The following is a 14,169-nucleotide window of genomic DNA, read 5'->3' on the forward strand; positions in this document are numbered from 1 at the left end:
TGCGGACGTGCCTTTTTTACTGACTGAATCGCGCTTAGTTTGCCGTATCCAGCTCCGGGAAACTTTTCACCAGATCGTCAATCGCCTTCATCTGTACCAGGAACGGCTCCAGCTTATCCAGCGGCAGCGCGGAAGGACCATCGCAGCGCGCGTGAGCCGGATCCGGATGCGCTTCGATAAACAGACCAGCGATGCCCACGGCCATACCGGAACGTGCCAGCTCCGTTACCTGCGCACGGCGTCCGCCGGATGCGGCGCCAAACGGATCGCGGCATTGCAGGGAGTGGGTCACGTCGAAAATCACCGGGCTGCCCTTGGACGATTGTTTCATCACGCCGAAGCCCAGCATATCCACAACCAGGTTATCGTAGCCGAAGCAGGAACCACGGTCGCACAGGATGATCTTATCGTTGCCGCCCTCTTCAAACTTATCCACGATGTTGCCCATCTGGCCGGGGCTGAGGAACTGCGGCTTCTTCACGTTAATTACCGCGCCGGTTTTAGCCATCGCTTCAACCAGGTCGGTCTGACGCGCCAGGAATGCCGGTAACTGAATCACGTCCACCACGTCGGCAACCGGCTGAGCCTGCGCCACTTCGTGCACGTCGGTGATGATTTTCACGCCGAAGGTCTGCTTCAGCTCCTGAAAAATCTTCATGCCCTCTTCCAGGCCCGGCCCGCGGTAAGAGTGGATGGAAGAACGGTTGGCCTTATCAAAAGAGGCTTTGAATACGTAAGGAATACCCAGTTTTTGGGTCACCGTGACGTAGTGCTCGCAGGTACGCATTGCCAGATCGCGTGATTCCAGCACGTTCATCCCGCCAAACAGCACGAACGGCAGGTCGTTCGCAACTTTAATGTCACCAATGCTGACTACTTTCTGTTTCATGCTTGCGCCTCAGTTGTACAGATTATAAATAAGGTAAATTTCAGTGCTGCCGTCAATGCAACACCACATGTTTCTGCTCTATCGAATGAATCTGCACCTTAATCACTTCGGAAACCGGGTCTTCCGGGCAGTGCTCGATAAAATAATTCAGATCCGATAATGCCACGTGGTTGCAGTCGAGATGGGCGTAAATCAGCCCGCGATCGCGGATCTCGTAGGGGTCGCTGGGGTCGAAAGCCAGCAGCACCTCGCTGGTGCGCAGCGCCAGCTCCATCTGCTTTTCCTCCATCAGCGCGGCCTTGAGCGTGCTGAGCATTTTGCGCACCACGCCGACGTTTTCCGCTTCCTCGAAGTCATTATCTTCCAGCATCATCGACTGGCCCAGATTGCCCTTCAGCCACACGTCCAGCATATGTTCGTTCAGCGTTTCGCCGTTCAGGGGATTGATGAGCCACATCGCATCATCAAGCCAGTCGGCGCGCATGATCAGTTGGGTCGGGAAAATGACGGGATAAAGCGGAATATCCAGCGCCTGCGCAATATGCAGGAAAATGATCCCCAGAGAAACCGGCGTACCCTGACGGGTATTGAGCACTTTATCCAGCCACAGGGTGTCGGAAAGGCGGTAAACGCCGTTGGCGCCGCCGAATCCCCACTGGGTGAAAAACAACGTAATCAGTTGCTCCAGTTGCTGATCGTGATCCAACGAAGTATCTATGCTTTCCCTCGCCTGCGTGACTAACTGCTGTAACCCCTGGCGCACCGGCCCGGAGGCGAAATCACGGCGAATAGTCTGTGAAATCAAGATAACCCCTTCGCTGAGCGGAAAGTGGTCAAATTCAAAATCAGCGATGCTATTCATACATATCCCATCAGCAACGGCATTTTCGTCATTGCCAGTTTAATGATTAAGTACAGGCTGCCTAACGCGGCGATAAATGCCACGCTCCGGATCTTCCAGCCGCGCGGGCGGCGACTCAGGGCAACGTACCCGAACAAAATGTACATCACCACGCCGACCAGTTTTTCCGTCAGCCAGGTTCCCTGCGGGCTAAAAGGATAAAACCGGGTGATGAAGATCAATACAATTCCGCTGATAAACAATACCGTATCGTTCAGATGCGGTGCAATCTTAACCCAGCGTCGCTCCATCATAGCCGAATTGCGCCATTTCCAGAAGAAACGGAGCACAAACAGCGCGATGCTGATTGCTACTGTCAACAGATGTAAATGCTTGGTCCAGATGTATGCCGCCATGAATGTTCCCGTTATTAACCTTAAGGCGTCATGCCCGTGAACCGCTTCCTGCTGGCGCCCAACAGGCGAATGAAACGCGCTCGTTGCCGCCGTAATCCCGCAGCGTCGTCGCCGCGCTGAAACCGCGTTGCGTCAGGCATGCCCGCACGGCCTCACCCTGTTGCCAACCGTGTTCCAGCAGCAGCCAGCCGCCGGGCAACAGGTAGTCCGGCGCATCGTCAACGATGCGTATGATGTCCGCCATGCCCTGCTGCCCCGCCACCAGCGCGCTGGCCGGTTCGAAACGTACGTCGCCCTGCGACAAATGCGGGTCGTCCGCGTCAATGTAAGGAGGATTGCTGGCGATCAGGGCAAAACGCTGTCCGGACAACTGACTGAACCAATCGCTTTGCATAAAGGTGATGTTGGCGATGCCCAGACGCGTGGCATTACCCTGAGCCAACGCGACGGCCTGCGCCGAGAAGTCCACGCCGGTCACCCGGCAGTCCGGGCGCTCGTGCGCCAGCGCCAGCGCGATAGCGCCGGTACCGGTGCCGAGATCCAACACGTCGGCACCGTGCTCCGGCAGCAACATCAGCGCTTTCTCTACCAGACACTCGGTGTCCGGACGGGGGATCAGCGTGGCGGGAGACACCGCCAGCGGCAGCGACCAAAATTCCCGTTCGCCGATCAGGTACGCCACCGGTTCACCGCGTTCACGCCGCGCCAGCAGCGTCTCCAATTGCGCCAGTTCCTGCGCGTTCAGCGCTGTTTCGCCAAAGGCGATCAGGTAGGTGCGGGCTTTCCCGGTGACGAACCCCAACAGGATCTCCGCATCGCGCCGCGGGCTTTCCCCCTGCGCCAATCGCTGCGCCGCTTCGCTCAACCACCGGTCGTAGCGCATTAATCCTGCTCGGACAGTGCGGCCAACTGATCGGCCTGGTATTCCTGCACGATCGGCTCAATCAGCGCATCGAGTTTGCCTTCCATCACTTCGTCGAGGCGGTACAGCGTCAGGTTGATGCGGTGATCGGTCACCCTTCCCTGCGGGAAGTTGTAAGTGCGGATGCGGTCGGAACGATCGCCGCTGCCCAGCAGGTTGCGCCGGGTTGACGCCTCCTCCTGCTGACGTTTGGCCATCTCCGCCGCGCGAATACGCGAGCCGAGCACCGCCAGCGCCTTGGCTTTGTTTTTGTGCTGGGAGCGTTCGTCCTGGCACTCCACCACGATGCCGGTCGGCAGGTGGGTAATACGAATGGCGGAGTCGGTGGTGTTAACGTGCTGACCGCCCGCCCCGGAGGAACGGAACGTATCAATACGCAAATCGGCCGGGTTGATCTCCGGCAGTTCCGCTTCCGGCACTACCGGCAGGATCGCCACGGTACAGGCCGAGGTATGAATCCGCCCCTGGGATTCGGTTTCCGGTACGCGCTGCACGCGATGCCCGCCGGATTCAAACTTCAGACGCCCGTAAGCGCCATCGCCGGTAATCTGGGCGATGACTTCTTTATAGCCGCCGTGTTCCCCGTCATTGGCGCTCATGATCTCAACCCGCCAGCGACGGGCTTCCGCATAGCGGCTGTACATACGAAACAGATCGCCGGCGAACAGCGCGGCCTCATCGCCGCCGGTTCCCGCGCGCACTTCCAGGTAACAGCTGCGCTCATCGTCCGGATCTTTCGGCAGCAGCAACACCTGAAGCTGCTGCTCCAGATCGTCGATCCGCGCCTTGGCGTCCTTTATCTCTTCCTGCGCCATATCGCGCATTTCCGGATCGCTTAACAGCTGTTCGGCCGTCTCCAGATCCTCCTGCACCTGTCGCCAGTCCTGAAAACAACGGGTCACGTCGGTGAGCTGGGCATACTCCCGTGACAATGCGCGAAAGCGGTCCTGATCGGCGATCACGCCCGCATCACCCAGCAGCGCCTGCAATTCTTCGTGACGCTCTTGCAAGGCTTCCAGTTTAGCAACAATAGAAGGCTTCATTCGTGGCTATATACCTGTCAAATAAATGAAAGAAGGGTAACTAATTATGGTCCAGACCCAGGCTGTCGCGCAGCAATTGCAGCCGTTCGGCGTCGCCGCTGCTGGCGGCCTGCTGGAGGGATTTGGTCGGCGCGTGAATCAGCCGGTTAGTCAGACGGTGCGCCAGTTCGTGGATCACGCTTTCGACGTCGGCACCCTGCTTAATGGCCGCCAACGCACGGGCTTCCATCTCGCTGCGCACCTGATCGGCCTGAGCGCGGTAATCGCGGATGGTTTCCACCGCTCCCTGCGCGCGCAGCCAGGCCATAAAGTTGGCGCTTTCCTGCTCCACGATATGCTCCGCCTGCACCGCCGCCGCCTGGCGCTGCGCCAGGTTGCTCTGGATGATGGAGTGCAAATCGTCCACGCTGTAAAGGTAGGCGTTGGAAAGCTTGCCGACTTCCGGCTCGATATCACGCGGTACGGCAATGTCGACGAACAACATCGGCTGATTGCGGCGCGCCTTCAGCGCGCGCTCCACCATGCCTTTGCCGATGATCGGCAGCGGGCTGGCGGTGGAACTGATGATGATATCCGCGTCGGCCAGGCGTTCTTCGATCTCCGGCAGGGTGATCACCTCCGCTCCGACCTCCGCGGCCAGCGTTTGGGCGCGCTCGCGGGTACGGTTGGCAATCATCATATGACGCACCCGGTGCTCGCGCAGATGGCGCGCCACCAGTTCGATGGTTTCGCCGGCGCCCACCAGCAGCACGTTGACCTGAGAAAGCGATTCAAAAATCTGGCGCGCCAGCGTACAGGCGGCGAACGCCACGGAAACGGCGCTGGCGCCGATGTCGGTTTCGGTACGCACCCGCTTGGCGACGGAGAAGGATTTTTGGAACAGGCGCTCCAGCTCCGGGGAAAGCGACTGCCCGTGCTGGGATTCGGAAAACGCCTTTTTAACCTGCCCCAGAATCTGCGGCTCGCCCAGCACCAGCGAGTCCAGCCCGCTGGCGACGCGCATCAGATGGCTGACCGCTTCGTTGTCCTGGTGCCAGTAAAGGCTCTTGCGCACCTCTTCGGCAGAAAGCTGATGATAATCGCATAACCAGTGAATCAGTTGCTCACGCAGATCCTCCCGCTGCTCCACGCTGAGGTAGAGTTCGGTTCGGTTACAGGTCGACAAAACCACGCCAGCCTGCACCAGCGGCTGCTGGAGTAAACTCTCAATAGCCAGGTTCAGCGTTTCGGGTGAAAACGTCACACGTTCGCGTAACGCAACCGGTGCGGTTTTGTGATTGATTCCAAGTGCAAGCAGACTCATGACATTTCGTCGGATAATACAGCTTATTGTTATGGATTATTATTAAGGGCATTCTACTTGATGAACGGGATCAATAAAAGCGGCGCCGCGCCGCCGGGCGTGCGCCTGCGCACGAATCCGCGGCTGTGCCCTTCGCTATTTCGGGTTATTGACATTGACGCTATCAACAAAGACCGTTAGCGTTTTGAATATTCTTTACTGCAACAAACGGAACATACTCTCTGATGCGCAAGGTAAATTTTCTGAGATTACTGCCGCTTAGCTGTGTTTTACTGGCAGCATGTACGACCAACGCTCCGCGTACCTCCACCGGCAGCGCCACCTCTCCGCAGTGGCAGTCCCACGAAGCGCAGGTGAAAAAGATTGAGCAGTATCAGACCCGCGGCGCTTTCGCCTATATCTCTGATAGGCAAAAAGTCTATGCGCGTTTCTTTTGGCAGCAATCCACCCCCGAACGTTACCGCCTGCTGCTGACCAACCCGCTCGGCAGCACCGTTATGGAGCTGAACGCCCAACCCGGCGTGGTGCAACTGACGGACAATAACGGCAAGCGCTACGTCAGCGATAACGCGGAGACGATGATTCAAAAACTGACCGACATGACGATTCCGCTGGACAGCCTGCGCCAGTGGATCCTCGGACTGCCCGGCGACGCTACCGACATTACCCTTGACGCCCAGCACCGCCTGAAAAGCCTGAACTACACCCGCGGCGGCGTCACCTGGAAAGTGGAATACCTGAACTACAATACTGACGTACAGCCTGCGCTGCCTTCACAATTGGAGCTGACGCAGGGCGAACAGCGCATCAAGCTCAAAATGGATAACTGGACGCTGCAACCATGATGCCGGATATCCTGCGCGCCACCCTCCGCTGGCCGGCACCGGCCAAGCTGAATTTATTTCTGTACGTTACCGGGCGGCGCCCCGACGGCTATCATAATCTGCAGACGCTGTTTCAATTTCTGGATTACGGCGATACGTTAACCATCACCGCCCGTGACGATGGGCAAATCCGCCTGCTGACGCCGCTGCCCGGCGTAGCGGACGAAAGCAACCTGGTGGTGCGCGCCGCGCGCCTGCTGCGCGGCGCCCTGCCCGCGGAGTTTGCCCGCGCCGGCGCCGACATCGCCGTCGATAAAATATTACCGATGGGCGGCGGACTGGGCGGCGGCTCGTCCGATGCCGCCACGGTAATGCTGGCGCTCAATACCCTGTGGCGCGCCGGGCTCAGCGATGAAACGCTGGCCGGACTGGGGCTGAAGCTGGGCGCTGATGTGCCGGTGTTTATAAAAGGTTACGCAGCCTTTGCCGAAGGTGTTGGTGAAATGTTACATCCAGCACATCCTGAAGAAAAATGGTACCTCGTTGCACATCCGGGCGTCAGCATTGCAACGCCGGACATCTTCGGCGATCCTGCACTGAAAAGAGACTCTCCGGTCAGGACCTTGAGCGAATTGTTGCGTATTCCGTTCGCGAACGATTGCGAACCTGTGGCAAGAAAACGTTTTCGTGAGGTTGAAGAGCTGCTTTCGTGGCTGCTAGAATACGCGCCGTCGCGTCTGACCGGAACCGGTGCCTGTGTGTTTGCTGAATTCGACACGGAGTCCGCCGCCCGGCAGGTGCTTAGCAATGCCCCCGAGCGGGTGCAGGGATTCGTGGCGCGAGGCGTTAACACGTCGCCATTGCATCTTGCCCGTTCGGCGTTGTCCGGGGCTTTACAGTAGGCGCTACTGTAGCCCGGTCAGTATGATATCCGCGCCGCTGCGGATAAATTTTATATATACCCGAAGGGTTATGTTCACCGCAGAATAATCGACCTCCCCCCATTATTCGCCGCGGCCCATGCCCACCTAACTTCTCTGGACGCAGCCTGAGGTTTTTCTCGTGCCTGATATGAAGCTTTTTGCTGGTAACGCCACACCGGAACTAGCACAACGTATTGCCAACCGTTTGTACACCAGTCTTGGCGACGCCGCCGTCGGTCGTTTTAGCGATGGTGAAGTGAGCGTACAAATCAACGAAAATGTACGCGGTGGCGATATTTTCATCATCCAGTCCACCTGCGCACCCACCAACGACAACCTGATGGAACTGGTCGTTATGGTTGACGCCCTGCGCCGCGCCTCCGCAGGACGTATTACCGCGGTTATCCCCTACTTCGGTTATGCCCGTCAGGACCGCCGCGTGCGTTCCGCACGTGTGCCGATTACGGCAAAAGTCGTAGCCGATTTTCTCTCCAGCGTCGGCGTGGACCGCGTGCTGACGGTAGATCTGCATGCTGAACAGATTCAGGGCTTCTTTGACGTCCCGGTTGATAATGTCTTCGGCAGTCCGATCCTGCTGGAAGATATGTTGCAGCAGAACCTGGAAAACCCGATTGTAGTTTCTCCGGACATCGGCGGCGTAGTACGCGCCCGTGCTATCGCCAAACTGCTGAACGACACTGACATGGCGATCATCGACAAGCGCCGTCCGCGCGCCAACGTCTCTCAGGTGATGCACATCATCGGCGACGTTGCCGGCCGCGACTGCGTACTGGTTGACGACATGATCGACACCGGCGGCACCCTGTGCAAAGCGGCGGAAGCGCTGAAAGAGCGCGGCGCCAAGCGCGTGTTCGCTTACGCCACGCACCCGATTTTCTCCGGTAACGCGATTGAGAACATCAAAACGTCCGTGATAGATGAATTCATCGTTTGCGACACCATTCCGCTGTCGCCGGAAATCAAGGCGCTGAAGAAAGTACGTACGCTGACGCTGTCCGGCATGTTGGCTGAAGCCATCCGCCGCATCAGCAACGAAGAATCCATCTCCGCAATGTTCGAGCATTAATCAGCACTGCCGCACGGCGGGGTTCTCCCGTCGTGCTCTCTTCTTTCCTTTCTGTGGTATTTCTTTATCTGCGGTATTTCTTTTCTGCGCTATCGTTTGAAGCGTGCCTGAAGGCGGGGACGGAAAGTGGGCAAACAAAAACCCGCAACTGTGATGCCGCGGGTTTATTACGCCGGATCTGCCGGGATATTATGAGTGACGTTCGCGCGGATTATGGCGGCAACGTTTGTCGTAGTGACGTACCCACCAGTAGCGATCCGCTACACGTTCACGTCCGCCGACACGGGCACCGACCAGCCACAACAGAGCGCCAACGAAGATACTCATGATTGCGCCATGGGATAAGAATTGCGGTAAATTGAGCTGCGGCAACTGCGCCAGGACAGAGTAGCCAACACCGCCGATCATCGTTACAAGCCCGAGCCCCATGAGAACGTTACCGAGCATCAATGCGCTTTTACGTTTCATATGCCACCTCCTGAGCTACTCATACCAAAGTGATGTCTTTGCACTATGTGCGATTCTATCTTTGATGATTGAAGTATAGCCCCAATAGATAAGCGGGTATTGCGCTACGTATCACAAATCGTGCTTTTTTACTTATATTTCTTTACGTTGGATGACAAATTACTTAACAAAGCCAACTGTGCCGCAGGCTTATCATTGACCTGGCAATGACTATTTCGTCCATTCCTGCCCGGTAACGAATGCTTTTTGGCAATCAGCGGCCGGCGGCGGTAAAATGCCGGGCTAAAATTTCCTGTAAGGTACAAGTAACCGTGACTATCAAACTTATCGTCGGTTTGGCCAATCCCGGCGCCGAATATGCCCAGACCCGCCATAATGCCGGTGCGTGGTTCGTGGATGCGCTGGCCGGACGTTTCAACCAGTCGCTGAAAGAGGAACCCAAGTTCTTCGGCTACACCGCGCGGGTAAACATTGCGGGCAACGACGTGCGCCTGCTGGTGCCGACGACCTTCATGAACCTCAGCGGTAAAGCAGTTGTCACGCTGGCGACGTTCTACCGCATCGCGCCGGACGAAATCCTGGTGGCACATGATGAGCTCGACCTGCCCCCCGGCGTGGCAAAGCTGAAGCTGGGCGGCGGCAACGGCGGCCATAACGGCCTGAAGGACATTCAGAACAAGCTGGGCAACAACCCCAACTTTTATCGCCTGCGCATTGGCATCGGCCATCCGGGCGATCGCAACAAGGTGGTGGGTTTCGTGCTGGGCAAACCGCTCGCCAGCGAAGCGCCGCTGATTGATGACGCCATTGACGAAGCGCTGCGTTGCACGGAAATTCTGATGAGCGACGGCATGGATAAAGCGATGAACCGGATGAACGGCTTCAGGTCTACCCGCTGAGCGCGGGGCAATGATGAGTCGAGAAAACGCGTCGTTGCGTGTATAATTGCGCGATATTTTTCAATTATCCCGGCGAGATTTTATTTACTCGCTGATAATCAATTAGTTAAGGTGAAAAACATGGGTTTCAAATGCGGTATTGTGGGACTGCCGAACGTTGGCAAGTCCACGCTGTTCAATGCGCTGACCAAAGCGGGAATCGAAGCGGCGAACTTCCCGTTCTGTACCATTGAGCCGAACACCGGCGTTGTTCCTATGCCCGATCCCCGCCTGGACAAACTGGCGGAAATCGTGAAGCCGCAGCGCATTCTGCCGACCACGATGGAATTCGTCGACATTGCCGGCCTGGTAAAAGGCGCGTCCAAGGGTGAAGGCCTCGGTAACCAGTTCCTGACCAACATCCGCGAAACCGAAGCCATCGGCCACGTGGTGCGCTGCTTCGAAAACGACAACATCATTCACGTTTCCGGCAAGGTCAACCCGGCGGAAGATATCGATATCATCAACACCGAGTTGGCGCTGTCTGACCTCGACACCTGCGAACGCGCCATTCACCGCGTGCAGAAGAAAGCCAAAGGCGGCGACAAAGACGCCAAGGCCGAGCTGGCCGCGCTGGAAAAATGCCTGCCGCAGCTGGAGAACGCCGGTATGCTGCGCGCGCTGGACCTGAGCGCGGAAGATAAAGCGGCAATCAAATACCTGAGCTTCCTGACGCTGAAGCCGACGATGTACATCGCCAACGTCAACGAAGACGGTTTCGAAAACAACCCGTATCTGGATCAGGTTCGCGCCATCGCTGAGCGCGAAGGCTCTGTGGTGGTGCCGGTCTGCGCCGCGGTGGAATCTGACATCGCCGAACTGGAAGACGACGAGCGCGATGAGTTCATGGCCGAGCTGGGGCTGGAAGAGCCGGGCCTGAACCGTGTTATCCGCGCGGGCTATGAGCTGCTGAACCTGCAGACTTACTTCACCGCGGGTGTTAAAGAAGTTCGCGCCTGGACGATTCCCGTAGGCGCTACCGCGCCACAGGCTGCCGGGAAAATCCATACGGATTTCGAGAAAGGGTTTATCCGCGCGCAGACGATCGCTTATGAGGATTTTATTACTTATAAGGGCGAGCAAGGGGCGAAAGAAGCCGGGAAAATGCGTTCAGAAGGAAAGGATTACATCGTCAAGGATGGGGATGTGATGAACTTTTTGTTCAACGTGTGATTGGTTTTACCGGTTTCAGGACATCTCACGATGTCTCATGAATGAAACAAAAACACTTAAAATCCATGCAATTGCATGGATTTTTCTTTTCATATCGCCTTAAGTTTTCCCGTTACAGCGCAGTCAAAAATGTGTACAGGCGTGAGTATAAAATACTTTTATCTTCTCTCAGGGTGAGGACAACAACAGCATAATAACCATACAGGGACACGTTATGCTCACAGACACCCAGTGTCGTACTGCAAAGCTTTATCGCCTCAATGACGCTTGATGGCCTCTATCTGGCGCGAAAGAATGGCTACAAATTGAGTCGGCTTACATGACCGCACTACAAAGCGAAGAATCTGTTGACAAAGATGGCGAAGTAAGAAAATAAGAGGGCATTTGCCCCCTTCACGTTCATGTCAGTCTTTTACCTGCATCATCAACGACTTTCTCTCCATCTTCCTTAGCGAAAGCCCCTTTCTGTGCACCCGGGAGGATACCCAGAACAATTTCGGAAGGACGGCACAGTTTGGTTCCCAGTGGCGTCACCACAATCGGACGGTTAATCAGGATCGGATGCTGCAGCATAAAGTCGATTAACTGATCGTCAGTAAATTTATCTTCCGCCAGCCCCAGCTCTTCGTAGGGCTCGACATTTTTACGTAGTAGTGCCCGTACTGTAATCCCCATATCCACAATGAGTTTGATCAGCTCATTGCGTGACGGTGGATTCTCAAGGTAATGAATAACGGTTGGCTCGGTACCGCTGTTACGGATCATCTCCAACGTATTACGCGACGTACCGCAGGCCGGGTTGTGATAAATGGTGATGTTGCTCATTTCAGTATCTCATTACAAAGTGAAAGAGAGACGTAGCGCCAGCGCGGCCAGCGTTACAAACAGCACAGGCAGCGTCATGATAATCCCGGTGCGGAAATAATAGCCCCAGGTGATCGTCATATTCTTCTGTGAAAGTACATGCAGCCAGAGCAGTGTTGCCAGGCTACCAATCGGTGTGATTTTCGGGCCCAGATCGCAGCCAATCACGTTGGCATAGATCATCGCCTCTTTGATCACGCCGGTTGCGGTGCTGCCATCGATAGAAAGAGCGCCAACCAGCACAGTAGGCATATTGTTCATGACGGAAGAAAGGAAAGCCGTCAGGAAGCCAGTACCAAACGTCGCGGCCCAAAGGCCTTTATCTGCCAGCATATTCATCACATCTGAAAGATATTCGGTTAGCCCGGCGTTGCGCAGACCATAGACCACCAGATACATTCCCAGTGAGAAGATGACGATCTGCCAGGGCGCACCATGCATCACTTTACCTGTGTTAATGGCGTGGCCTCGTTTAGCTACTGCAAACAGGATCACAGCTCCAACAGCCGCAATCGCGCTAACGGGAATACCAAGCGGCTCGAGGACAAAGAACCCAACCAGCAGAAGAATTAAAACTATCCAGCCGGTGCGGAACGTAGCCGGATCCTTGATTGCTTTTGCCGGTGTCTTAAGGAGAGCCAGATCGTAAGTCGGCGGGATATCCTTGCGGAAGAACAGATGCAGCATCACCAGCGTGGCAATAATAGCGGCAATATCGACTGGCATCATTACCGACGCATACTCAGTGAACCCTAATCTAAAGAAGTCTGCAGAAACAATGTTAACCAGGTTCGACACGATAAGCGGCAAGCTGGCCGTATCGGCAATGAACCCGGCGGCCATGACGAATGCCAGTGTAGTGCCTTTACTGAATCCTAATGCCAACAGCATGGCAATGACGATTGGTGTCAGAATTAACGCCGCACCATCGTTGGCAAACAGTGCCGCTACCGCGGCGCCTAACAAAACGATATATGTAAAGAGCAAACGGCCACGACCGTTACCCCAGCGTGAAACGTGCAGCGCCGCCCATTCGAAAAAGCCGGACTCATCGAGCAACAGGCTGATGATAATCACAGCAATGAACGTTGCCGTCGCGTTCCAGACGATATTCCACACCACCGGGATATCACCTAAATACACAACACCCGAAATCAAAGCCAGCACAGCGCCCAGCGTCGCGCTCCAGCCTATCCCTAATCCCTTCGGCTGCCAGATAACCAGGGCGATGGTCAGGACAAAAATAGCGCCTGCCAGTAACATAAACCCTCCAGACAGGGCGGCTCAGCCATCCTGTGTATACAAAAAATTAACTCACCAGCTCTCTGAGTTTTTCTATACCGGCAGGCTCTGACGCCAGTACCGGAACAAGTGCGACGCGACTGGTAAGCGGGTGTTTTACAGCCTCAATCAGAGGTAACTCCTGCCGCGCTCGTTGGCAAAGCAGCGGTGAGTGAGTATCAGCTATGGAAAGGCTGTTATTGATAATCCAGCCCCAAGGGTGAATCCCCGCTCTTTCGAGGAAGCCGGATCGGTACTTACCAGCAAAACCTGCTTACCCTGTTCTGCCAGGCGAATAGCCGTCGCGCAGGAAAGGGAGGTTTTCCCCACACCGCCCTTACCGGTGAAAAACAGGTAAGGCGGGATATTCTGTAAGAATTTCATATGTCCTCCTGACATACTCAGCAACAGGAAGTATTACCACCACAGCAGTTGATGGGAGCCAACCCCACCTTCTCCAGCGGAATACCAAACCAGCGAGCCAGCTCAGCGCGTTTTGGGTATCGCCCTGCCATCACCGTTTCACCCTCCAGCAACAGCAACGGAAGTTCCTCAGCCCCAGGTACTTCGAGGAAGGTTTTTACTTCCTCGTTCTGAACAAAGCTCATGGGCTGCTGCGCCAGGTTGTAACGTTCAACCTGTACGCCACGTCCTTTCAGCCACTGCACATCAGCAAAGAAATCAACCAAAACTTGATCGACATCTGAACCACATACGCCGGGTCAAACACCGTTAACGCTTTCATTCTGAACACCTCACATTCGGAAATTCATATATGTTCAGGCAAATTTTTCAGAGACAAATAGCCTTACCGCTACCAGAGCAGTTTGCCGATGCCAGCTTACGGGCGATGGCCTGTACGTCGTCCAGTTGGCTTAACCAGGCTTGCTCAATCACCTGGGCAGCCCAGGAAGGAATATGCGGGGATAAGCGGTAGTGAACCCACTTACCCTGCTTGCGATCCAGCAATAGACCGCTTTCCCGGAGCATTGCCAGGTGACGTGAGATCTTGGGTTGCGACTGTTCCAGCGCCGTACAGAGATCGCAGACACACAGCTCTCCCATCTCTCTGAGCAGCAACACGATGCCCAGACGGGTTTCATCGGAGAGGTCTTTGAAGAGTTGTAATGATGTAAAAGTCATAGTCGCCCCATAATTTACCGTTCTATATTACTCCTCAGAAGACTGCTTGCAATA

General features: G+C 55.7%; 16 protein-coding genes and 2 pseudogenes. 5 read left to right on the forward strand and 13 right to left on the reverse strand.

Annotated features, from left to right (window positions below; translation table 11 throughout):
* Window positions 1–34: 34 nt before the first annotated feature.
* Genes kdsA through hemA form a run of 6 tightly spaced genes read right to left on the reverse strand, consistent with a single transcriptional unit; the run spans window position 35 to window position 5,414 of the window.
* Entirely contained in the window at window positions 35–889 is an 855-nt protein-coding gene (gene kdsA / locus C8D90_RS04235; RefSeq protein ID WP_115457128.1) for a 3-deoxy-8-phosphooctulonate synthase, read from the reverse strand.
* A gap of 52 nt (window positions 890–941) precedes the next feature.
* Window positions 942–1,751 (reverse strand): invasion regulator SirB1, encoded by an 810-nt coding sequence (gene sirB1, locus C8D90_RS04240; protein ID WP_115457129.1) that lies wholly within the window; start codon window positions 1,749–1,751, stop codon window positions 942–944.
* Entirely contained in the window at window positions 1,748–2,146 is a 399-nt protein-coding gene (locus C8D90_RS04245; protein ID WP_115457130.1) for a SirB2 family protein, read from the reverse strand. Before C8D90_RS04245 ends, sirB1 begins: the two co-directional genes overlap by 4 nt.
* Window positions 2,147–2,174: 28 nt before the next feature.
* On the reverse strand, window positions 2,175–3,029 hold the full coding sequence (gene prmC, locus C8D90_RS04250) for a peptide chain release factor N(5)-glutamine methyltransferase (RefSeq protein WP_115457131.1): 855 nt from the start codon (window positions 3,027–3,029) through the stop codon (window positions 2,175–2,177).
* Window positions 3,029–4,111 (reverse strand): peptide chain release factor 1, encoded by a 1,083-nt coding sequence (prfA, locus tag C8D90_RS04255; RefSeq protein ID WP_115457132.1) that lies wholly within the window; start codon window positions 4,109–4,111, stop codon window positions 3,029–3,031. The genes prmC and prfA overlap by 1 nt, the downstream gene beginning before the upstream one ends.
* Window positions 4,112–4,151: 40 nt before the next feature.
* Window positions 4,152–5,414 carry a glutamyl-tRNA reductase gene (gene hemA, locus C8D90_RS04260; protein WP_115457133.1) on the reverse strand — a complete coding sequence of 421 codons (1,263 nt, stop codon included), beginning with the start codon at window positions 5,412–5,414 and terminating at the stop codon, window positions 4,152–4,154.
* 224 nt (window positions 5,415–5,638) lie between these two features.
* Here hemA and lolB point away from each other — a divergent pair, with 224 nt between their 5' ends.
* The 3 genes from lolB to prs all read left to right on the forward strand — a co-directional run bounded on the left by lolB (window position 5,639) and on the right by prs (window position 8,248).
* Window positions 5,639–6,259 carry a lipoprotein insertase outer membrane protein LolB gene (gene lolB / locus C8D90_RS04265; RefSeq protein ID WP_115457134.1) on the forward strand — a complete coding sequence of 207 codons (621 nt, stop codon included), beginning with the start codon at window positions 5,639–5,641 and terminating at the stop codon, window positions 6,257–6,259.
* Window positions 6,259–7,140 carry a 4-(cytidine 5'-diphospho)-2-C-methyl-D-erythritol kinase gene (ispE, locus tag C8D90_RS04270; RefSeq protein WP_115457278.1) on the forward strand — a complete coding sequence of 294 codons (882 nt, stop codon included), beginning with the start codon at window positions 6,259–6,261 and terminating at the stop codon, window positions 7,138–7,140. Before lolB ends, ispE begins: the two co-directional genes overlap by 1 nt.
* Window positions 7,141–7,300: 160 nt before the next feature.
* Complete coding sequence (prs, locus tag C8D90_RS04275; protein ID WP_115457135.1) at window positions 7,301–8,248, forward strand: ribose-phosphate diphosphokinase; 948 nt, start codon at window positions 7,301–7,303, stop codon at window positions 8,246–8,248.
* 189 nt (window positions 8,249–8,437) lie between these two features.
* Here the strand turns inward: prs and ychH are convergent, their stop codons facing one another.
* Entirely contained in the window at window positions 8,438–8,716 is a 279-nt protein-coding gene (ychH, locus tag C8D90_RS04280) for a stress-induced protein YchH (protein ID WP_115457136.1), read from the reverse strand.
* A 311-nt stretch (window positions 8,717–9,027) separates the two neighbouring features.
* Here ychH and pth point away from each other — a divergent pair, with 311 nt between their 5' ends.
* The gene (pth, locus tag C8D90_RS04285; RefSeq protein ID WP_230472941.1) at window positions 9,028–9,615 is read left to right on the forward strand and encodes an aminoacyl-tRNA hydrolase; all 588 of its coding nucleotides are present in this window, start codon (window positions 9,028–9,030) and stop codon (window positions 9,613–9,615) included.
* A 120-nt stretch (window positions 9,616–9,735) separates the two neighbouring features.
* Window positions 9,736–10,827: a redox-regulated ATPase YchF gene (gene ychF, locus C8D90_RS04290; protein WP_115457138.1), complete on the forward strand. Its 1,092-nt coding sequence runs from the start codon at window positions 9,736–9,738 to the stop codon at window positions 10,825–10,827.
* A 399-nt stretch (window positions 10,828–11,226) separates the two neighbouring features.
* On the opposite strand, the gene arsC is transcribed toward ychF, so the two are convergent.
* The 6 genes and pseudogenes from arsC to arsR form a co-directional block, all read right to left on the reverse strand.
* A complete protein-coding gene (gene arsC / locus C8D90_RS04295; protein ID WP_115457139.1) occupies window positions 11,227–11,652 on the reverse strand; it encodes a glutaredoxin-dependent arsenate reductase in 426 nt (141 codons plus the stop codon).
* Window positions 11,653–11,664: 12 nt separating this feature from the next.
* Window positions 11,665–12,954 carry an arsenic transporter gene (locus C8D90_RS04300; protein ID WP_115457140.1) on the reverse strand — a complete coding sequence of 430 codons (1,290 nt, stop codon included), beginning with the start codon at window positions 12,952–12,954 and terminating at the stop codon, window positions 11,665–11,667.
* 46 nt (window positions 12,955–13,000) lie between these two features.
* Window positions 13,001–13,213: pseudogene (locus tag C8D90_RS04305) on the reverse strand (arsenical pump-driving ATPase); the annotation flags it as partial.
* Window positions 13,156–13,371, reverse strand: coding sequence for an ArsA-related P-loop ATPase (locus C8D90_RS04310; RefSeq protein WP_312026893.1), 216 nt, complete (start codon window positions 13,369–13,371; stop codon window positions 13,156–13,158). The pseudogene C8D90_RS04305 and the gene C8D90_RS04310, both read right to left, overlap by 58 nt.
* A 2-nt stretch (window positions 13,372–13,373) precedes the next feature.
* Window positions 13,374–13,717, reverse strand: a pseudogene (arsD, locus tag C8D90_RS04315) (arsenite efflux transporter metallochaperone ArsD).
* A gap of 47 nt (window positions 13,718–13,764) precedes the next feature.
* Window positions 13,765–14,115: an As(III)-sensing metalloregulatory transcriptional repressor ArsR gene (gene arsR, locus C8D90_RS04320; RefSeq protein WP_115457141.1), complete on the reverse strand. Its 351-nt coding sequence runs from the start codon at window positions 14,113–14,115 to the stop codon at window positions 13,765–13,767.
* Window positions 14,116–14,169: the final 54 nt, after the last annotated feature.

The sequence above is a fragment of the Enterobacillus tribolii genome (assembly GCF_003363015.1).
In the GTDB taxonomy this organism is placed as follows: domain Bacteria; phylum Pseudomonadota; class Gammaproteobacteria; order Enterobacterales; family Enterobacteriaceae; genus Enterobacillus; species Enterobacillus tribolii.